The following is a 19,240-nucleotide window of genomic DNA, read 5'->3' on the forward strand; positions in this document are numbered from 1 at the left end:
TGCCACTTGACCATCCCCGCACCGCGGGAAACTATCCTACAGGCGGGTCACTTCTCAATGACAACCCCGGGTCAGTTCCAGGCGACAATCAACACAAACGGTACCCGTAGCAAAGGCCGAAACGGGCACCTGGAGTTGTTCAGGCTGCAAACCGCTTTTAACTGCCTCTCTTAGGCACACGGCGACTGCTCGATCTTCTGGTCGATTGGTAGATTTGCAGTACCCTTGGCCGCTATTGTGAGGCTCCATGTTTATCGATCCAGACATGAGCTGGATGATTCTGTTGAGCGACTCTTCTGGAATTTCGTCGCCGGACATTAACTCGAGACGAGCGGCGGCGTCGCGTTTCAGATCCTCAAACTGACGCTGAATTGCCTGGCCTCCCCAGCCGCCCATCATCTCACCATCTTTCAGGGCACTGGTCAGACGTTCAACCTTAAAGTCATGCTCCACAGCTACAAAATCTTCTCGCGCCCGGCGAGCTTCCCTTATGGCCCGACGGCCTGCAGGAGTCTCCACAAACGTTCCACCATGAGCCTCCCTGACATATCGGCCTGTCACATCCAAACTTTCATGCCGGAGAAACATCGAGAGGGCAGTAAGGTGCCCGTACCTGAACCGGTTGAAATATAGTACGGCAAAGAAGCGCCGAAGCTGGTGGGGTTTAGGTATCCACTCGAATCCAGCCTCAAGGAGGAAAGGGCCCACTTTTGCTGCAAACAGTGAAAGGGAGCGCCGCACATGGAATGGATTTTTCGATCCTTTCGGTTTGTTTCTCAGCGCTTCTTTAAAATCAAACAGAAATATTGCCTCTTCACCCATCAATTTTTCTAAGACACCTACTGCTTTGTATACGCTCGACGGAACTGGTATTCTGTCGATGTCGTTGAGCCCTTTCGATATATAAACTGATAGATAGTGAGACTCTTCTTCCGACTGGCAGCTTTCTCTCTGAAGAGAAATCATCTCGTTGGCCCGTCTAGCCGAAAAAGCGGCAATTACGATCATGCAAGCTGCCGGAAGTAGATGGAAGAGGACGCGCTCTACGGGGGGGAGACTCGTAGTGTGAGTTCCCGCTATATATCGCGCTCCAATCGGCCACGGGGTGTTATGCGTGGCATTCGGAAATTCTGTCTTCTCAAGGGCAAGCGTGATTGCTCTGGCTATTATGGTCGCTTCTTGCGACCCCGCGAGCGACTGCAACTGCAATTCCAGATTGGTTTTGAATTTGAGGATGGTGTCGCTGTACTCAAGTACCCACTGCAGGGCGTGGTCGATTAGGGTACAAACCAGCAAGCTTTCGACGGTTTTAGTTCTGCCGGGGGGCTCTGCAGTCACCCCGCGAGCCACCTGCAGAGGCTTTCGTCCACCAAAGGGCACGAATCCGATCTGATCATGCTCAAGCGCGTCCCGATGCTTCCAAAGACGTAACAAGCTTTGGAGGAATGCACTGTATGACAGAACAGACTTAGTTTTCTGATCTGCCTTCGCGCCACTCTTTAGCGGACAATGCACTCCCAGCGACTTCGCGAGTTCATTGAGTAGGGCTATTGCCTCTCCGTCCAAATGGACAGTATGTCCGTACCCCACCCGACGTTTCACTTCCGACATGTCAAGAATGGCTTTTCGTCTATCGACCATCACTGGCTTTGGCAGCCTGCCCTCTAGGATCTCAATGGTGTAGCGGCGGATCTGGTCGCAAAACGAAACTAGTTTCGCAACACCACGCTTCTTCAGGTCAGCCAACAGCTTCTCTAGAACCTCTGGAGTTAGGTCAGCATTTCTATAAATGCCATTGTGCAGGCGCCATCTGACAAAATGCATGTATGTGGTCGCACGATGCTTAGCGGCGGGCTCGGACCTTAGGTCACCGCCTGCGCCGAGGTCCGCGATTAGCATGGTCTTGATGGTCAAGAGATCCGATCGGACCTGCCAATCGGTTAGTAGGACCCCTGGCGCCACAGGCGTGTTAAAGTGGATAGTCCGATCTTCTGATGGCTTCACTTTGGCAGGGTCTGCGGTAAGCAATTTCCAACAGTCGCCTCCAAGCTCCCCGCCCTCCAGCCACCAAGGTCGCGCCAAGTTTTCAAAGTCATGCCTTGGCCCGATAAGGGGCAATGGAGCATTGCTATTGCTAGTTACCATGGGTGAAAATCTGCCCTGCTACCCGCGGCTTCCAGCTCCTCAAATTCAGCTTTTAGCTTGGTAAACATTGTCCGCTTAGAGCCAGCCGATAAAAGGCTAACAATCCCCTCACACAAAGCCAAGGCAGGTAGCCAAACCGCGACCCACCGTTCCGGATTGCCCGTGATGAATCCTTGACTCGCCCGCTCCAATGAAGCTTTGAACCAAAGCAGTTCCAGAATTGCGGCACGAGTTGGATAGAACTTCAGGAGTGGGCATTTTGAGCATGCGTCGATCTTCCAACACTGCCTTCCCTTGGTGTCTGGTTGAAATCCACTATGCGGAGCGCTGCAGTAAAACCCTATGCCGTTTGCCACGGCCGATGCGCGCCGTTTCTCAAATTCATCTAAGCCTATAAAGAGCGAAGCGGCACGCTTAGCCCCATCACCAAAAATAGATTCAAACTGCTGCTGAAACTCAATTATCTTCAGGTCCATCAGCCGTCTTATGTGGCTCTTATTTAGGTAGCTGGCGAAAGTGACCTTTGTTGACGTATGCCCGGCAACCGCAGCCACAAAATCTGCATTGCCGCCGCTTTTTGAAAACAGCAATTGGTGGAATGTTGGGCGTATATTGTCGCGTGTAAAAACTACACCTCGCAGGGGCGCCTCCCTCAGCTGACAGTTAAAACGAAATTCAGCCCACTGATGTGGATAGACCTTTGTGCTGAAATCATTTTTTTTGGTTCGGTATATCCAGAGCATTCCAGCGACCTTGCTTTTAGCCTGATGCGCGGCCCGTCTGGCTTCCGTAGATAATTCCTGCCAAGAAGTAAGCACGTCATAAGATGAGAGCGAACCATATCCCTTGATTGTAGCAAGGGAGATCCCTTCTCCCGAATCTTTGTCCGAGACGTCTTCTACTTGATGAAGAAGATGCGACTTCTTGATCTTGTAATTTGCGCGGGGTTTTGGACTCCGAACAGTATGAACTTCAATTTTTCCGGATGAGATCACGGAAGTAGCAGGACTTTCGTCCCATTGCTGGAGCTGCTCTACGTTAATGCCAGTGTCTATCAACAGGATGGTAAACGCGGCTAGCATTGAATGGCGGGTCCCTTCGAAATACGACAGAAGATCGTCGAAGTTCTTGCCGGAGACTCGCTCTAACAGTCGGTTTTTACCTAGGCTGGACCCCCGATATCCCGTGTCCCTCATGTATCGTACGGCAATGCTTTCGAGATCATCACCGCCGATGTCGCTTTTCTTAAGGAGCAATGGATGAATATCGATGGGAGCGCTATCGATCATGTTACTGAACGATTTGTATGTCTTTTCATCGATCGCCGCCGCTACCAGCTGACACCTGCTCACTTTTTCTTTCGCCTCTAGAAGGATGTCTTCGCAGGCGCTCCTGAGCGCTTGCATCCTTACTAGATTGAGCTGTTGAATCTCGGAGCTGCCAGGCTTCCTCCTCCTTGAGGAAATTTCACCTAAGGACGGTTTGCTCTGCCTTGGCATGGTCTGGCGTTTAGAGGGGTATGGCGCGTTATCGGGCCAACCTAGGACCTTAAACAAGCGGCCACGCATTGAGCTGAACTCGGTAATCCTGTTTGTGACACTTCTTTCTGTATGGCCACTTGGAAACGTAAGGCCGTTGTTATCGACCAATTCCTGATAGTACTCGCTGAGCACTATCTTCCAGTCAGAATCATCAGCGGTATCTTCGCTATAAGCTAGGTGACGGAACACCTTGCCGTAATTAAATTCGCTCTTCTTCATCGCTGCATTAGTTGCAATGTATTTCAAGAAATAACGAAGAGAAGCTACGTACTTATTTGTCGTCTGATTGCCTAAATCTCCGAACGCCTCAGGCCCTGCAGAGACAAGCTTTTCTACGAAGACGGCCCCGTAGGTGTAAAAAATCCAAGAGAAGTCGTTAGGTGAACCACCTGGGATCATCACACGTCGCTGCACAACGTCAGGTTGTACACCGGGCTTCCAGCGACCTCGATTATCCAGTGATCTGAGTTTTCTCGCCATCGCAGCCTCCGACGAGGAGGTCAGGAGATTGAGGCTGCAGAGTCAATTGGAATCCGCTAAAGTCAATTTGACTTTAGACGCCTGACGCTATCCTTCTGATATTTAAAGTCTATATCGGATTTCTGACATTTTGACGTGTGAAAATACGGCCCTCCTTGGGCAGATCGGCCGGGGCCAGGTTAACGGTGATGCGCTTGGGCGGCAGGCCGAGCCCCGAGGCGACCAAAGCCGCGCGAACGCGCTCGCTACTTTCCTTGACCGCCTTATCGGGCAGGCCAACCATCAGGAATTTCGGCAGGCCGGGCGCGATCTGCACCTGTACGTCGACCGGCACCGCATCGATGCCCAGAAATGCCACCGTTGCGACCCGCGCCACCATGTCTACGCCCCCCACGCTGGCGCGAAGCTAACAGAGGACATTCACCAGAACAAGAACATTTGGCGAACATGGATGAGACCGTTAACCATCGAGCCAAGGCAGAATGGTAACCGCAAGCTTTCTTTAACGGGGCCATGTTGAATCAAAAGTTCAGCTGTCTTTGCGTCATGAGTGTTCCCTAGATGATTGCCGATTGGTCCAAGGTTTCGCCTACGGCGATGTTCAAGAGCGTGGCAATGACCGCGCTCGTCGTCGTGCTCGCTGCCTGCGCCAGCGGCGGCGGGCTTTATGGTGCCGTTCCGGGCGATAACCGGCCACATGCCGGGGTCGATCGCGCGCGCAACATGCCGATCCAGGGCATCGATATTGCGCGCTACCAGTCTAATCCGGACCTGCACACCACCTACGCGTCGGGCATCCACTTCGTGTTCATGAAGGCGACCGAGGGCAAGGACTATATCGACCCCAATTTCTACCAGAACTGGAAGCGCGCCAAGGATGCCGGCATGCCGCGCGGCGCCTATCACTTCATGACATGGTGTTCGTTGGCCTCCGAGCAGGCGGCCTGGTTCGTCGCCAATGTGCCCGACGACCCCGACGCGCTACCGCCGGTGCTGGACCTGGAATGGAACAACCATTCGAGCTGCAAGAACAAGCCGAGCCGGGCCGACGCGCTGGAAAAGGTCCGCGTCATGCTGGCGGCGATGGAGGCCCATACCGGCAAGCTGCCGATCATCTATACCGACATGACGTTCCACCGCGATGTGCTCGAGGGCGAGTATTTCCCCAATGCGTTCTGGCTGCGCTCGACTGCTGCCGAGCCGCATGAACGTTACCAGGGCCGGCCCTGGACGTTTTGGCAGTGGACGCAGACCGGGGTGGTGCGCGGCATTCGCGAAGAGGTCGATCGCAATGCGTTTTATGGCGACCAGAACGACTGGATCAATTTCCTGCTGACCGGGTGCGATCCGCGCGCCGTGGCGGCGCTGGGGCCGGGCGGACGCTGCCGCATCCAGAAATGAGTGGTCTTGTCACTATTGTGCCAAGAGCATAGATTTTGCTGGTGATTTGAAGGGCATACCCGCCCACAGCGAGGAGACGAGACATGGCCAAGGGTCAAATGAAGAGCAACAAGGAAGCCAAGAAGCCAAAGAAGGACAAGGTTGCCGCCACCACCAATGCCACCGGCCTTGGCGCAGGCAGCTCCGGCACCGTCAAGAAGAAGTAAATTTTGGCACTGCGATATTTGTGACGGTCGGCCTGGCGCCGGCCGTTTTTTATTGCGGTGGAGCGCAGACAATTGCTGGATTATCGATAACGCCGTTGCGCTGAGGCGGCAGTTGCCGCAAAGGAAAGACTGACGCGGCCTGCCTCTGGCGCCCGCACTATTCCGGGAGCTTCTTGCATGAACCAGACTGCCGCCATTGTCCTTGTTGTCGCCGTCGTGCTGGTCATCGCCGCACTTTGGTATTTCCTGCGCGGGCGCGCCGGAGCGCCGATGGCGCCGATTTATGGCGCCAATCCGACAATTCCCGAGGCCAAGCCGCAGGGCAAGATGCCGACCTTGAAAATGCCCACCGCCAAGGGTTGGGCGCCGGGGCAGAAGCCAACCACGGCATCGGGGCTGAAGGTGAGCGTGTTTGCCGCCAAACTGCGCCATCCGCGCTGGATTTATGTGCTGCCCAATGGCGACGTGCTGATCGCCGAGGCCGCGACGCAGGCCGGCAAAATCCGCAGCATCACCGATTTCGTCGCCACCCGGACCATGCGCCGGGCGGGCGCGCTGCAGGACAGCGCCAACCAGATTACCCTGTTGCGCGATGCCGATGGCGATGGCGTACCCGAACTGCGCGAAGTGTTCCTGAGCGGGCTGAACCAGCCCTTCGGCATGGTGCTGATCGGGGAGACGCTTTATGTCGGCAATACCGATAGCGTGGTGGCCTTTCCATATGCGACCGGTCAAACCAAAATCACCGCGCCGGGTCGCAAGCTGATGGAGATGAAGCCGGGCGGGCACTGGACGCGCAATCTGCAGGCGAGCCTCGATGGCACCAAGATTTATGTCGGCGTTGGCTCGCAGAGCAATATCGGCGAGAGCGGCATGGATGTGGAAGAAGGCCGCGCCGCAATCCACGAACTGGATCTCGTCACCGGCAAGAGCCGCATTTTTGCCGGTGGCCTGCGCAATGCCGTGGGCATGGCGTTTGAGCCGACCACCGGCGCGCTATGGACCGTGGTCAACGAGCGCGACGGACTGGGCGACGAAACCCCGCCCGATTATTTGACCTCGGTCAAGGATGGCGGCTTTTATGGCTGGCCCTATGCCTATTGGGGCACTGTGGACGACCGCGTGGCGCAGGACACCGCCTTGGCAGCCAAGAGCATCGTGCCCGACTATGCGCTGGGCGGGCATACCGCTTCGCTTGGGCTGTGCTGGATACCGGAAGGCGCGCTACCGGGCATTCCGGCCGGCATGGCGATCGGCCAGCATGGCTCGTGGAACCGCAGCACGCTGAGCGGCTACAAGATGGTGCTGGTGCCGTTCGAGAACGGCAAGCCCGCTGGACGACCAATCGAGCTGCTGACGGGATTTCTGGCGCCCGACGAAAAGACGTCCTACGGACGGCCGGTCGGCGTAGCGCTGGCCAAGGACGGCGCCGTGCTGATGGCCGACGATGTGGGCCACATCATATGGCGGCTGACCGGGGCTTAGCGCCGCAAGCTTTTAGGCGAAAAGCCGGTAACCACCTTTTCGCCGCTTGCTCTAGGCCAAAAGCCCGCTGGAGCGAATACCGTCGAACACGAACTGGACGGCAAGCGCGGCCAGCAGAATGCCGACGACGCGCGAGACCACCGCGAGACCGGTGACGCCGAGCAGGCGCTGGATGGGAATGGCGATCAAAAGCGTCAGCCAGGCCAGCGCCAGGATGACCACGATGGCGACCAGCACCGACCAATATTCGAACTGGTTGGTGGTGGTGGTGGTCAACAGGATCACGGCGCTGATGGCGCCGGGACCAGCCAGTAGCGGCATCGCCAATGGAAACACCGAAATATCGTGGCGCTGCCGGGCTTCCACATCCTCTTCGGTCGTGGTGCCGGTGGCGCCCGAATGACGGGCGAACACCATGTCGATGGCAATCAACAGCAGCAGCACGCCGCCAGCTGTGCGCAGGGCCGGGATGGTGATGCCGAACAGTTCCAGGATCGGATTGCCCAATACCGCGAAGAACAGCAGGATGATGCCTGCGATGACCACGCCCCGCGTGGCAAAATTGAAGCGCTGTTGAGGCGTATGGTCTTTGGTGAGGGCCGCGAAAATGAAAGCGATATCAGCCACGCCGACAGTCGCGAACAGCGTGGCGAAGGCAACAAGAAAGGTATTGGTCGGCATGGCGGTTCCCCCGGCTCTGGCGTAGCCATAGCCGGTTGGGGGCGAAATGCCCACAGGGGTAAGGAGGTCGGGTGCGGCGTTTGCTTTAGGGGGCCTTGTTCAGGAGTTTCGGGGAGAGATGGGCTCGGGCATCCATCACCTCCATGCCGACAATCCTGCCATCCGCATCGTAATCAAGAATAATACCGGCTGACACATCTTCGCTTTCTTCCACGGGTTCGGGAGAAAAGCGAATGTAGGCGGCATTGGCATCAGGATCATAGGTGACGGTCGGGTTCATCGCGTTGACCCAAATGGTTGGCGCGAAGCGATACTTGGCTCCGCAATTATGGGAAGCCGCTTCCCGTGACGCAAGGCTATCGCAGATCGCAGCATCAAGTGCTGGTCCCACCGCTCTTCTCCTCCCCCTTCCAGGGGGAGGCCGGGTGGGGGTTGAAGAGCCAGAATCTAGCAGAAAGAACCCCCACCTTTGATCCTCCCCTGGAAGGAGGGAGGTGTCGACTGGGGGTGCGGTGTTCTACACTTCCGTGGCCCGCGATCTTTAACGCCGCTTTTCGATCGCGTCCCAGATCAGCACGGCGATATCGGGGCCCCCGAAGCGCTTGATTTCGCGGATGCCGGTGGGGGAAGTGACATTGATCTCGGTGAGGTAGTCGCCGATGACGTCGATGCCGACGAAGATCATGTCCCGCTCCTTGAGGGCCGGGGCGATGGCGGCGCAGATTTCGAGATCGCGCTTGGTCAGTTCGGATAGTTCGGGACGGCCGCCGACATGCATGTTGGAGCGCGCTTCGCCATCGGCGGGCACGCGATTGAGGCCCATGATCGGCTCGCCATCGATGATGATGATGCGCTTGTCGCCCTTGCGCACGTCTGGCAGGTACTTCTGGATCATGAAGGGTTCGCGATAGTTCTGCTCGAACAGTTCGAGCAGGGACGCGAGGTTATGGTCGCCCTCCTGCAGGAAGAACACGCCGGCGCCGCCATTGCCGTAGAGCGGCTTGACGATGATGTTGCCGTGTTCCTTGCGGAAGGCGTGGATCAGCTCGCGATCACGCGTCACCAAAGTGGGCGGCATCAGTTCGGGAAAATCGGTGACGAGGATTTTTTCGGGCGCGTTGCGGACGGCGGTGGGCGGGTTCACCACCAGGGTCTTGGGGTGGATCTTGTCCAACAGGTGGGTCAGCGTGATGTAGTTCATGTCGAAGGGCGGATCCTGGCGCATCAGCACCACGTCCTGGGTCGACAAATCCACGCGGCTGGCCTCGCCGAGGGTGAAATGCTCGCCCTTGGGCTTGTCGGCCACGGTGATGGGGGCGGCGAGCGCCGACACCACTTCGCCGCGCAGGGCCAGGGTATCGGGCGTGTAATGCAGCAGCACGTGGCCGCGCGCTTGCGCTTCGAGCATCATGGCGAAGGTGGAATCGCCGCGTGGATTGATGGTGGCGACATGGTCCATCTGGACGGCGACTTTGAGCATTTTTGGTCCTTAAGAGGCGTCGAAGGCGTTGATGACATGGCGCGGCCAGGAGCGGGGCGCAAGGAAAATCACATCGAACCGGAAGGGTGTTTCGGCCTGGGCGGGATGCTTGGCAAGCCAGTACTGCGCGGCGCGGGAAATGCGCGACGTGTTGACGGCTTCGAGCGCCTCGGCATAGCCGGATTTTTGGTTTCGCGCCTTGACCTCGATGAAGACGGTAACACCAAATCGGGTGGCGATCAGATCGATCTCGCCAACCGGTGTTTTGTACCGCGTGGCGATGACGCGGTAGAGTTGCAGCCGAAGAAACCAAGCCGCCAACGCTTCGGCACGATGGCCACCGCGATGGGCGGCGATGCGCTTGTCACTTTTCGGCTTTGAGGGCGAGGGCGGCATCGTAAACCTCCTTGCGCTTGAGGCCGTACTGGGCAGTGATGGCATCGACGGCAGCGCGAAGCGGTTGATCGGCCAACGCCTCGACCAGCGAAGCATTCCAATCGGCGGCATCGGGGACGGCGGCCTCTGGCGAGCCGCCGACGACGATCACGGCTTCGCCCCTGGTTTCGGTATCGGCGAATTCGGCGGCGAGATCGTCCAGCGTGCCGCGATGGACGCGCTCGAAGCGCTTGGTAAGTTCGAGCGCGACGGCGGCGGGGCGATCCGGACCGAAGGCGAGGGTCATGGCGGCGAGCGTATCGTCCAGGCGGCGGGGTGACTCGTAGAAAACCAGTGTTTCACGTGAATCTGCCAATGCCTTGAGGGCGTTGGCGCGGGCGCCCGCCTTGGGTGGCAGGAAGCCGTGGAAGGCAAAGGCGTCCGTCGGCAGGCCGGCGACGACCAGCGCCGAGAGCAATGCCGAGGCGCCAGGAATGGCGAAGACCGGCAAGCCGGCTTCAGCCAGCGCGCGGATCAGCGGAAAGCCGGGATCGGAGAGCAAGGGCGTGCCGGCGTCGGAAATCAGCGCAAAGGTCTGGCCAGCGGCAATGCGGGCGACGATGTCGTCGGCCTTGGCACGCTCATTGTGTTCGTGCAGCGCAATGCGGCGGCCCTTGATGCCGTAGTGGTCGAGCAGGCGGGCGGACATACGGGTGTCCTCGCACAGCACCGCGTCGACAGCGGCAAGGGTTTCGAGCGCGCGGATGGTGATATCGCGCAAGTTGCCGATCGGGGTGGCGACGACATAAAGGCCGGGCGCCAATGGAGGCGCCACAAAGGTCCGGCCCGCAATGAAATAGTTAGCCGTCTTGGGCTGCTGCTCGTCCACGCGTCATCCTTCCGCTTTCCGAAGCTGTTTTAGAGAGCGGGGGCCGCAAAGTATAGAATTGCTTAATTGGAAAGGCGCAGGCTTCGTGCATCCGTCGGGCTTGAGGGGCAAGCATGGCCGGGACAATTGGACTGCGAGCGATTGCGGCTGGCGTTTTGGCGATGGTCTTGGGCGCCTGTTCGACGGGCGGCTTTGCCATTGGTGACCGGGTGCTGACATTTCCTTGGGACGCGCCGCAGGAGAGCGCGCCCGTGACGCAGGCGGCTTTACCGGCCGCGCCCGGCAACACGTTCGGACAGGGTTCGGTGCGAGTGGCGCTTCTGCTGCCGCTCAGCGATCCGGCGCTGGCGGGCACGGCGACGGGTATGGCCAATGGGGCCAGGCTCGCCATGAGCTTTATCGAGGCAAATCCTAATATTGCCGAGAACATCACGATTTCGCTGCGCGACAGCGGCGCATCGGCGGCTAGCGCCAGCCAGGCGGCCACCGCGGCGCTGCAGGATGGTGCGAGCTTGATCCTGGGGCCGCTGCGAGCCGACCAGGTGATGGCGGTGGGCAGCGTCGGGCGCGCGGCCGGGGTGCCGGTCATCGGGTTTGCCAATACGCCCAGTGCGGCGGCGCCGGGCGTATATCTGCTCAGCGTGCTGCCGGAGGCCGAGGTCAAGCGCAGCCTGAACTATGCGCTGGGCAAGGGCAGCCGCGGGTTCGCCGGCGCGTTTCCGGCGACTGAGGCCGGCGCGGCGCAGGAAAAAGCATTCCGGCAGGCCGTGGCGGCGATCGGGTTGAGCCCGGCTGCGGTCTATACCTACGGCAGCGCCGCGGAAGCCCAGGGCGTCGTGCAGCAGGCGATGCCAATGCTGAAGACGGGCTATATCGATACATTGTTCGTGCCGGACACGACGGCAGCGTCGGCGTTCGGCGCGGCATTGCAGCAGGCGGGGACAACCGGTTTGCTGGTGGTGGGTTCGGCTGATTGGGACACTGACGGCCGGCTGGCGCAGGCGCCGGGGCTGGCTGGAGCGATCTATCCGGCAGTTGACCCGCGCGGGCTGATGGCGATCGGCGCCGAGTATCAGGCGCGGTTCGGATCACCGCCGCCGCAACTGGCGACGCTGGCCTATACGGCAGTGATCCTGGCTAATGTGAAGACCCTGTCGATGAGTACACCGCGCTACGCTCCCGCGGCGCTGACGGCGGTGTCCGGGTTCAATGGGCGGGACGGCGTGTTCCGGTTCCTCGCCAATGGGCAGGGCGAATATGCGCTGGCGATCAAGCAGGTGGGGAACGGCGGAGCCGCCGTTTTAGAGGGGGCGAAGCTTTGACGCCGATACCTCAATACTCACCGCACTTCCCGCGGACTTGATCCGCGGGTCTCCTCCCGCACCTACCGTGGTGTGAGTGGCCCGCGGATCTAGTCCGCGGGAAGGAAGGTTGAGAAGCTTAGCGCGACTGGAGGAGGCTAAGCCGCCAAATCCGCGACCACCGCGTCCAGCACCGGCCAGCCGCGATCCGTCACCCTTATATTGCCGTTGGGAAGGATTTCGACAAACCCGTAGCCCTTGAGATCATCGATCTGGCGCTGGTTGATCTTGCGGCCGCTGAGCGCGGTGAAGCGCTGGGGGGAGATGCCTTCGCGCAGGCGCAGGCCCATGACGAGGAATTCGTCGCCCTGTTCTTCCCAGGTCAGAACATCGTCGGTGACGAGGCCGTGGCCGTTGGAGACGACCTTTTTCTGCCAGTCGAAGGGCATCTTTTCCGTCGCGGTGGCGTGGCGCTGGTTGTTGATCAGCAGCCTGCCATGGGCGCCCGGGCCGATGCCGGCATATTCGCCATAGCGCCAATAGAGCAGATTGTGCTCGCTCTCCTGGCCAGGACGGGCGTGATTGGAAATCTCATAGGCGGGCATGCCGGCCTGTGCGGTCAGTTCCTGGGTCAGCTCGTAGAAATCGGCGGCCAAGTCTTCATTGGGCATGATCAGCTTGCCGGCCCTGTGCAGGTCGAAATAGCGCGTGCCCTGCTCGATAGTGAGCATGTAGAGGCTGATATGGCCTTTGGCGAGCCAGAGCGCTTCCTTGAGTTCATCTTCCCAGTCGTCCAGCGTCTGGTTGGGACGACCATAGATCAGGTCGAAACTGGAGCGCTCGAACACCGACTGGGCGATGCGCACGGCGGCGATGGCCTCGTCCACGGTGTGGCGGCGACCGAGATCGGCCAACGGCTTGTCGCGCAGGGACTGCACGCCAAGCGAGACGCGGTTGATGCCAGCGGAGCGGAAGCCCCGGAAGCGGTCGACTTCAACGCTGGTGGGATTAGCCTCTAGCGTGATTTCGGCCTTGGGCTCGACGGTCCAGTGGCGGGTGATCGAGTTGATGATGCTTTCGACGGCCCAGGGGCTCATCAGCGAGGGCGTGCCGCCGCCGAAGAAGATGGATTGCACGACCCGGCCGGGCGTCAGGCTCGCCGCATGGGCGATTTCGCGTTCATAGGCGGCCACATAGGCCTGCTCATCGAACGGGCCGCGATGAACATGCGAATTGAAATCGCAATAGGGACATTTGCTGGCGCAAAAGGGCCAATGCACATAGACGCCGAACAGGTCATTCGCGCTCAATTGCACCCTCCACAAACTTCGCAAATGCGCGGGCGCGGTGCGACAGGCCGGTTTCGCCGGGCGTCCAGGAATGTTTCATTTCGGCCGGCATCTGGCCGAAGGTGATGTCGTAGCCATCGGGCATGAAGGCGGGGTCGTAGCCGTGGCCGCGCTCGCCGCGTGGCGGCCAGACCATGGTGCCGCTGCACCGGCCTTCGAACAGCCAATCGCGGCCATCGGGATGGGCGAGGCAGAGGGTGGCCATGAAATGGGCCTTGCGCTGGCTTGGCGAGGTGGCGTTGGCGGCTTGCAGCGCATCTTCGACACGCTTCATCGCATGCGCGAAATCGCGCGGCACACCCGCCCAATCGGCAGTGTAAACGCCGGGATCGCCGCCCAGCGCATCGACGCAAAGCCCCGAATCGTCGCTGAGAGCGATCATTCCGGAACCCTGGGCCGACGCATGGGCCTTGAGGCGCGCGTTCTCGGCAAAGGTCGTGCCGGTTTCCTCAGGCTCGGGCAGGCCGAGATCGCCGGCAGAAATCAGTTCGAGGCCAAAGGGCTCGAACAGTTCCTGGAATTCCTTGAGCTTGCCCTTGTTGTGGGTAGCCAGGACGAGGCGGTCGCCATCGCGGAGCCTGAGGAGGGCGCTCATTTGGCGTTCTTGGGCTTGGCGTCGAGCGCGCGGACGACATCGTGCCAGATAGCGCAGGCCTCGGGCGATGGCGCGCGCTGTTCTTCCGGCCGCTGGGGAGCGGCGCGTTGGGCGGTTGCGACTTTCTTGAGAAGCCAGCCGATCATGGGATAAGAGCCGTTTGTTGCAGCAGGGTGAGTTCGCCAATGCCCTGTTCGGCCAGGGTCATCAGGGCATTCAGTTCATCGCGGCTGAAGGGCACCTGTTCGGCAGTGCCCTGGATTTCAACGTATTTGCCCGAGCCGGTCAGCACGAAATTAGCGTCGGTATGGGCTTCGACGTCCTCGAGGTAATCGAGGTCGAGCACGGGCGTGCCGCGATAGATGCCGCAGGAGACGGCAGCGACGGAGTCGCGCAGGGCCTTGCCCTTGGTCAGCTTGCGCTCGTCCATCCAGGCGATGGCATCGGCCAGCGCGATATAGGCGCCGGTGATCGACGCGGTGCGGGTGCCGCCATCGGCCTCCAGCACGTCGCAATCGATCGTGACCTGGTTTTCGCCAAGCAGCGTCATGTCGACCACGGCGCGGAGCGAGCGCCCGATCAGGCGCTGGATTTCCTGGGTGCGGCCGGACTGCTTGCCGGCGGTGGCTTCGCGGCGATTGCGCGAGCCGGTGGCGCGGGGCAGCATGCCATATTCGGCGGTAACCCAGCCCTGGCCCTTACCGCGCAGCCAGCCGGGCAGGCTGGTTTCGACCGACGCCGTCACCAAAACCTTGGTGTTGCCGAACTGCACGAGGCAGGAGCCCTCGGCCTTTTGCGAGACGCCGCGCTCGATCGTGACTGCGCGCATCTGGTTGGGCTCACGTCCGGAAGGCCGCATGGGCAAATCAGTCCCTGATAGTTAGTGAAGTGTTAATCCGCCCTCATACCCCCCCTAGGGGCGCCTCACAAGCCGCGGGCGCTTGGCGGGAGGCTGCAATGCGCTTAAATGATGGGGCAGGGTTAAACGGAAGATTTTACGCAACACATGGCAAAGCCACCCGAAGACTTTCTCGCGGTGCTCAATACCCGCAGCCAGGACATCTTCAAGAAGATCGTCGAGCGCTATCTCGAGACCGGGATGCCGGTGGGTTCGCGTGACCTGAGCCGAATGCTACAGGTGGGATTGTCCCCGGCTTCGGTGCGCAATGTGATGGCGGACCTCGAGGATTTGGGGCTGATCGCGGCGCCGCATACTTCGGCCGGACGGGCGCCAACGCAGGAAGGCTTGCGGTTTTTCGTCGATGCTATGCTGGAGATCGGCAGCGTCGACGAGCGCGAGCGGCTGCAGATTTCCAAGAATATTGAGGGCCAGGCGCGGCAGGGGCAGGTCGAGGACCTGCTGACCGAGGCTAGCCAGCTTTTGAGCGGGCTGAGCCAGGGCGCCGGCGTCGTCATCGCCGCCAAGGCGGACATGGTGCTGCGGCATATCGAATTTGTGCGGCTCGACGCCTTGCGGGCCATGGCGGTGCTGGTGGGCCAGGACGGGCAGGTGGAAAACCGCATCATGGACCTGCCGGCGGGGCTGACCGCCAGCGCCTTGCAGCAGGCCAGCAATTATCTGGCCCATCATGTGATCGGCCGGACCATTCCCGAGGCGCGCAAGATTTTGGGCGAGCAGCGCGCCGAACAGCGAGCGGAGCTGGACGAGCTGACGCGAAAGCTGGTGGATGACGGGATCGCGACGCTGAGCCAACCATCGAGTTCGGGGCAGCCGACCATCATCGTGCGTGGGCGGGCGAACCTGATCAACGACGCCATGGCGTCGGAAGACCTTTCGCGGATGCGGCAATTGTTCGACGAGCTGGAAAGCAAGGACGGACTGCTGGACCTGCTCGGCGATACCGAGAAGGCGCAGGGCGTGCGCATCTTCATCGGGTCGGAGAACAAACTGTTTTCGCTGTCGGGCTCGTCGGTGATTCTCAGTCCCTACAAGGACGCTAATGACAAGGTGGTGGGGGTTCTGGGGGTGATTGGGCCGACGCGATTGAACTATGCGCGTATCGTGCCCGTTGTGGATTATACCGCCCATGTTATCAGCTCGATGATGGCACGGAAGCGGTAGGGTTGAAAAAACCTGCGCTTTGGCCGATATGCGGGGTCAAATCCAGTTAATTTGCGGAACAGATGATGATGAGCGACGAAAACGCCTCGCAGGACGAAAATCCCGAGATTGAGATTGAGGCGGTTGCGCCGGAAATCGATCCGACTGTGGCGCTGCGGGCCGAAAATGCCGAGCTCAAGGACCGCGTGCTGCGCACCATCGCCGAGATGGAAAACCTGCGCAAGCGCACCGAGCGGGAAGTGGCCGATACGCGCAGCTACGCCATTGCGGGCTTTGCGCGCGATATGCTGAGCGCCACCGATGCCCTGAGCCGGGCGCTGATGGTGCTGCCGGCGGAAGCGCGCGAATCCGGGGATGCGACCACCAAGAGCCTGATCGACGGCATCGAAATGACCGAGCGCGAGATGCAGCGCCTGCTGGCCAAGCATGGCGTCAAACCGATCGAAGCCGAAGGCCAGAAGTTCGATCCGCATCGTCATCAGGCGATGTTCGAAGTGCCCGATCCCAGCCGGCCGGAAGGCACTGTGGTGCAGGTGGTTCAGGCCGGTTTTGCTATTGGCGACAGGGTGTTACGCCCCGCCATGGTGGGCGTGGCCAAGGGTGGCCCGAGCCATGCCGAGGGCGCCGAGGCGATCGACAAGAGCGTCTAGCTAGCCAAGATATCCTTGCTTTGCAGCCGGCTCACGCCGGCTGTTTGCATTTCAGCCCAGGCGTTTGCCAATGAGCCGGCATTGTCGATGGCGCGGGTGGCGTCCTCAATGACGGCGACGTCGAAGCCACCCGCGGCGGCGTCGATGGCGGTCCAGCCGACGCAGAAATCCGTTGCCAGGCCAACCACATAGAGCTTGTCGACATCGCGCTCGTTGAGATATCCGGCCAGCCCGGTCTGGGTCTCGCGGTCGGCTTCCTGGAAGCCCGAATAGCTGTCGATCTGGCGGTTGTAGCCTTTGCGGATGATCAATTGGCCGTGGGGAATGTCCAGGTCGGCGCTCAGTTCGGCGCCACGGGTATTCCACACGCAATGGTCGGGCCAGAGCACCTGGGGACCGTAGGTCAGCTCGATCAGATCGAAGGGATTTTTTCCCGGATGTTGGCTGGCGAAGGAAATGTGATCGGCCGGATGCCAGTCCTGGGTGAAGATCACATTGGTGAAGCGCTTGGCTAAAGTATTGATTAACGGGACGATTTCGTCACCGCCGGCCACCGCAAGACTGCCGCCGGGCAGAAAGTCATATTGCATGTCGACGACGATGAGGACGTCGCGGGAGGTGATGGCGAGCATGGTCACTCCTTGATCCATTGGGCGGGGATGAGGCCGCGGACGGAATTGCCGAGGAAAATGGTTTTGGCGGTTTCGAGGTCAGCTAGGGTCAGAACATGCTCGACGGCGCGGCCGCTGTCGATGAGGTCGGCGCGCAGCGTGCCGGGGAGAAGGCCGGCCGAGAGGGGGGGCGTCAGCAGGATGCCGTCGCGCTCGACGAAGAGGTTAGTGATCGAGCCTTCGGTCAGTTCATTGTTTTCGTTGAGGAATACGACTTCATCGACGCCCGTTTCGGCATGGGCGCGCTGGCGCGGTTCGTCGTAGAAGGCGCGGTTGGTGGTTTTGTGGGCGAGCCAGAGGCTGGCGGAATGGAGTTTTTCTGGGGCGATCGAGAAGCGGAAGACTGCTGGATTGGGGGGTAGTGGCACGGCGGTGATGGCGGGGCCATCCACCTCGTGCAGAGTGAGGCGGACGCGCATGGGGGCGGTGAAGGTGAGGGCCAAATCGTCCAGCATGCTGGATTTCTTGTTGGCATCGAAGGGCAGGCGGAAATAGCGCGCTGAGCCTTCCATGCGCGCCAGGTGACGCTCGAGCAGATAATAGCCGCGAGCGGGTTCCCACAGCAGGGTTTCGATCAGGCAGACGGGTATGGCGGGATCGGAGAAGAATGCCATTTTGAGCAGGGCCTCCTGATATTCGTCGGCGACGAGACTATCGGCGACGATGCCGCCGCCAATGCCGATTTCGCCTTTGCCAAAATTGTCGATGACGGCAGTGCGGATGGCGACGTTGAGGGTGAGGTCGCCATTGGGGGCGATGTAACCGATGGAGCCGGTGTAGAGGCCACGCGGATCGGGTTCGACACTGTCGATGATTTCCATGGCGCGCAGTTTGGGGGCGCCGGTGATCGAGCCGCAGGGGTAGAGGTTGTTGAGGATATCGCTGGGGCCGAGGCCGGGCTTGAGGGTGGCGGTGATGCCCGAGGTCATGGTGTGGAGGGTGCGGTAGGTTTCGACAGTGAACAGATCGGTGACCTTGACCGAGCCGATCTCGGCGATGCGGCCGAGATCGTTGCGCAACAGATCGACGATCATCAGGTTTTCGGCGCGGTTCTTTTCGTCATGGGCCAAAGCGAGGCGCCCGGCTTCGTCTTCGGCGAGGGTGCGGCCGCGCGCCATGGTGCCCTTCATCGGGCGGGCGGAGAGCGCGCCGGCGCGGTTGGAGACGAACAGTTCGGGGGAGCGGGACAGAATGGTGTGGGTGCCGGTGGCGATCAGCGCCCCATAGGCAACGGGTTGCTTGCGCATGAGATCGCGATAGAGCGCCACGGCATCGCCCTCGAGGGTAAAATCGGCCTTGAAGGTCAAATTGACCTGATAGGTATCGCCAGCGGCGATCAGGGCTTTGACGGTGTCGAAGGCGATTTTGTAAGCCGCTCGATCGAGACGGGGCTGGATGTCGACCGCGCGGCCGGCGGTTCCGGCGATGCTGGCGAGCCAGGCATCCACTTGCGCGGCATCAAGGGGTTGCGGCGCGTCGTAGAGGCCCATCCACATCAAAGGGGTGTCGCTGCGGGCGGGCAGGCGGGGGGCGAGGCGCTCCTCGAACAGGAAACCCAGCTCGTAAGACAGATAGCCGGCGGCCCAAAACCCTTTGGTGCGGGCAGTTTCGAGGCGGGCGAGGGCCACGCGCGCTTCATCGGCCGTATCGGCGACCACGATCTCGCGCGGGGCGGTGAACAGCAGGTTCGCTCCCGAGGGATCGAGCGTGTCGTGGAGCAGTACTGTGCCGGGGATCAGCATGGGGGCGTTGTAAGCGGGGCGAACTGGTTTGGGAAGTTGCCGCAAGGGCCGGGCGCAGCGCTTTTCTTTGCCGCGCAAGCCTTGGGAGAGCGGCAAACGCTGATTGTCCGCTTGAAGCGTCACAATGACCCCCCTATATACCCCGCAGGCCCAGAGATGGGCACAT

At 60.4% G+C, this 19,240-nt stretch carries 19 protein-coding genes and 1 pseudogene; 6 read left to right on the forward strand and 14 right to left on the reverse strand.

Annotated elements, in window-relative coordinates; translation table 11 throughout:
* Positions 1–54: 54 nt before the first annotated feature.
* The 3 genes and pseudogenes from ABIB57_RS07780 to ABIB57_RS07790 form a co-directional block, all read right to left on the reverse strand.
* Positions 55–1,914, reverse strand: a complete 1,860-nt coding sequence (locus ABIB57_RS07780; protein ID WP_354039727.1) for a site-specific integrase — start codon at positions 1,912–1,914, stop codon at positions 55–57.
* 224 nt (positions 1,915–2,138) lie between these two features.
* The gene (locus ABIB57_RS07785) at positions 2,139–4,166 is read right to left on the reverse strand and encodes a hypothetical protein (protein ID WP_354039729.1); all 2,028 of its coding nucleotides are present in this window, start codon (positions 4,164–4,166) and stop codon (positions 2,139–2,141) included.
* Between the two features lie 148 nt (positions 4,167–4,314).
* Positions 4,315–4,545, reverse strand: a pseudogene (locus ABIB57_RS07790) (magnesium chelatase domain-containing protein); the annotation flags it as partial.
* 236 nt (positions 4,546–4,781) lie between these two features.
* Between ABIB57_RS07790 and ABIB57_RS07795 the strand changes: the two are divergent.
* The 3 genes from ABIB57_RS07795 (at position 4,782) to ABIB57_RS07805 (ending at position 7,258) form a co-directional block, all read left to right on the forward strand.
* Positions 4,782–5,567, forward strand: coding sequence for a GH25 family lysozyme (locus ABIB57_RS07795; RefSeq protein WP_354039731.1), 786 nt, complete (start codon positions 4,782–4,784; stop codon positions 5,565–5,567).
* A gap of 83 nt (positions 5,568–5,650) precedes the next feature.
* Positions 5,651–5,773: a hypothetical protein gene (locus ABIB57_RS07800; RefSeq protein ID WP_354039733.1), complete on the forward strand. Its 123-nt coding sequence runs from the start codon at positions 5,651–5,653 to the stop codon at positions 5,771–5,773.
* A gap of 177 nt (positions 5,774–5,950) precedes the next feature.
* On the forward strand, positions 5,951–7,258 hold the full coding sequence (locus ABIB57_RS07805) for a PQQ-dependent sugar dehydrogenase (RefSeq protein WP_354039735.1): 1,308 nt from the start codon (positions 5,951–5,953) through the stop codon (positions 7,256–7,258).
* Between the two features lie 51 nt (positions 7,259–7,309).
* On the opposite strand, the gene ABIB57_RS07810 is transcribed toward ABIB57_RS07805, so the two are convergent.
* The 5 genes from ABIB57_RS07810 to rsmI form a co-directional block, all read right to left on the reverse strand.
* Positions 7,310–7,939: a MarC family protein gene (locus ABIB57_RS07810; RefSeq protein ID WP_299731292.1), complete on the reverse strand. Its 630-nt coding sequence runs from the start codon at positions 7,937–7,939 to the stop codon at positions 7,310–7,312.
* A gap of 85 nt (positions 7,940–8,024) precedes the next feature.
* Positions 8,025–8,330 (reverse strand): DUF2283 domain-containing protein, encoded by a 306-nt coding sequence (locus ABIB57_RS07815; RefSeq protein WP_354039737.1) that lies wholly within the window; start codon positions 8,328–8,330, stop codon positions 8,025–8,027.
* Positions 8,331–8,480: 150 nt separating this feature from the next.
* Entirely contained in the window at positions 8,481–9,419 is a 939-nt protein-coding gene (gshB, locus tag ABIB57_RS07820; protein WP_354039738.1) for a glutathione synthase, read from the reverse strand.
* Between the two features lie 9 nt (positions 9,420–9,428).
* Entirely contained in the window at positions 9,429–9,815 is a 387-nt protein-coding gene (locus ABIB57_RS07825) for a YraN family protein (RefSeq protein ID WP_354039740.1), read from the reverse strand.
* Positions 9,784–10,683: a 16S rRNA (cytidine(1402)-2'-O)-methyltransferase gene (rsmI, locus tag ABIB57_RS07830; protein ID WP_354039742.1), complete on the reverse strand. Its 900-nt coding sequence runs from the start codon at positions 10,681–10,683 to the stop codon at positions 9,784–9,786. Before rsmI ends, ABIB57_RS07825 begins: the two co-directional genes overlap by 32 nt.
* Positions 10,684–10,796: 113 nt before the next feature.
* On the opposite strand from rsmI, the gene ABIB57_RS07835 reads away from it, so the two are divergent.
* Entirely contained in the window at positions 10,797–12,005 is a 1,209-nt protein-coding gene (locus tag ABIB57_RS07835; protein WP_354039744.1) for a penicillin-binding protein activator, read from the forward strand.
* A 137-nt stretch (positions 12,006–12,142) separates the two neighbouring features.
* On the opposite strand, the gene hemW is transcribed toward ABIB57_RS07835, so the two are convergent.
* The 4 genes from hemW to rph are packed head-to-tail and all read right to left on the reverse strand — an operon-like array spanning position 12,143 to position 14,787.
* Complete coding sequence (gene hemW, locus ABIB57_RS07840) at positions 12,143–13,300, reverse strand: radical SAM family heme chaperone HemW (protein ID WP_354039746.1); 1,158 nt, start codon at positions 13,298–13,300, stop codon at positions 12,143–12,145.
* Positions 13,281–13,928, reverse strand: coding sequence for an RdgB/HAM1 family non-canonical purine NTP pyrophosphatase (rdgB, locus tag ABIB57_RS07845; protein WP_354039748.1), 648 nt, complete (start codon positions 13,926–13,928; stop codon positions 13,281–13,283). The genes hemW and rdgB overlap by 20 nt, the downstream gene beginning before the upstream one ends.
* Positions 13,925–14,074, reverse strand: coding sequence for a hypothetical protein (locus ABIB57_RS07850; RefSeq protein ID WP_354039750.1), 150 nt, complete (start codon positions 14,072–14,074; stop codon positions 13,925–13,927). The genes rdgB and ABIB57_RS07850 overlap by 4 nt, the downstream gene beginning before the upstream one ends.
* On the reverse strand, positions 14,071–14,787 hold the full coding sequence (gene rph, locus ABIB57_RS07855) for a ribonuclease PH (protein ID WP_354039752.1): 717 nt from the start codon (positions 14,785–14,787) through the stop codon (positions 14,071–14,073). The genes ABIB57_RS07850 and rph overlap by 4 nt, the downstream gene beginning before the upstream one ends.
* Positions 14,788–14,934: 147 nt before the next feature.
* Between rph and hrcA the strand changes: the two genes are divergently transcribed.
* Together hrcA and grpE are read left to right on the forward strand one after the other, a co-directional pair.
* Positions 14,935–16,011, forward strand: coding sequence for a heat-inducible transcriptional repressor HrcA (gene hrcA / locus ABIB57_RS07860; RefSeq protein WP_354039753.1), 1,077 nt, complete (start codon positions 14,935–14,937; stop codon positions 16,009–16,011).
* A 68-nt stretch (positions 16,012–16,079) separates the two neighbouring features.
* Complete coding sequence (grpE, locus tag ABIB57_RS07865; RefSeq protein ID WP_354039754.1) at positions 16,080–16,661, forward strand: nucleotide exchange factor GrpE; 582 nt, start codon at positions 16,080–16,082, stop codon at positions 16,659–16,661.
* Here grpE and pncA read toward each other — a convergent pair.
* Positions 16,658–17,293 carry a bifunctional nicotinamidase/pyrazinamidase gene (gene pncA, locus ABIB57_RS07870; protein ID WP_354039756.1) on the reverse strand — a complete coding sequence of 212 codons (636 nt, stop codon included), beginning with the start codon at positions 17,291–17,293 and terminating at the stop codon, positions 16,658–16,660. The two genes, grpE and pncA, sit on opposite strands and share 4 nt — an antisense overlap.
* Before the next feature lie 2 nt (positions 17,294–17,295).
* Complete coding sequence (pabB, locus tag ABIB57_RS07875) at positions 17,296–19,197, reverse strand: aminodeoxychorismate synthase component I (protein ID WP_354039758.1); 1,902 nt, start codon at positions 19,195–19,197, stop codon at positions 17,296–17,298.
* Between the last annotated feature and the right edge of the window lie 43 nt (positions 19,198–19,240).

The organism is Devosia sp. UYZn731 (assembly GCF_040546795.1).
Lineage (GTDB): Bacteria > Pseudomonadota > Alphaproteobacteria > Rhizobiales > Devosiaceae > Devosia.

Coding starts and splice junctions, on each gene's coding strand:
- ABIB57_RS07800 (WP_354039733.1), top strand. CDS start 5,651: ATGGCCAAGGGTCAAATGAAGAGCAACAAGGAAGCCAAGAAGCCAAAG.
- hrcA (WP_354039753.1), top strand. CDS start 14,935: ATGGCAAAGCCACCCGAAGACTTTCTCGCGGTGCTCAATACCCGCAGC.
- grpE (WP_354039754.1), top strand. CDS start 16,080: ATGAGCGACGAAAACGCCTCGCAGGACGAAAATCCCGAGATTGAGATT.
- ABIB57_RS07835 (WP_354039744.1), top strand. CDS start 10,797: ATGGCCGGGACAATTGGACTGCGAGCGATTGCGGCTGGCGTTTTGGCG.
- ABIB57_RS07810 (WP_299731292.1), bottom strand. CDS start 7,939: ATGCCGACCAATACCTTTCTTGTTGCCTTCGCCACGCTGTTCGCGACT.
- ABIB57_RS07850 (WP_354039750.1), bottom strand. CDS start 14,074: ATGATCGGCTGGCTTCTCAAGAAAGTCGCAACCGCCCAACGCGCCGCT.
- ABIB57_RS07805 (WP_354039735.1), top strand. CDS start 5,951: ATGAACCAGACTGCCGCCATTGTCCTTGTTGTCGCCGTCGTGCTGGTC.
- ABIB57_RS07785 (WP_354039729.1), bottom strand. CDS start 4,166: ATGGCGAGAAAACTCAGATCACTGGATAATCGAGGTCGCTGGAAGCCC.
- ABIB57_RS07795 (WP_354039731.1), top strand. CDS start 4,782: ATGACCGCGCTCGTCGTCGTGCTCGCTGCCTGCGCCAGCGGCGGCGGG.
- ABIB57_RS07825 (WP_354039740.1), bottom strand. CDS start 9,815: ATGCCGCCCTCGCCCTCAAAGCCGAAAAGTGACAAGCGCATCGCCGCC.
- rdgB (WP_354039748.1), bottom strand. CDS start 13,928: ATGAGCGCCCTCCTCAGGCTCCGCGATGGCGACCGCCTCGTCCTGGCT.
- pncA (WP_354039756.1), bottom strand. CDS start 17,293: ATGCTCGCCATCACCTCCCGCGACGTCCTCATCGTCGTCGACATGCAA.
- rph (WP_354039752.1), bottom strand. CDS start 14,787: ATGCGGCCTTCCGGACGTGAGCCCAACCAGATGCGCGCAGTCACGATC.
- gshB (WP_354039738.1), bottom strand. CDS start 9,419: ATGCTCAAAGTCGCCGTCCAGATGGACCATGTCGCCACCATCAATCCA.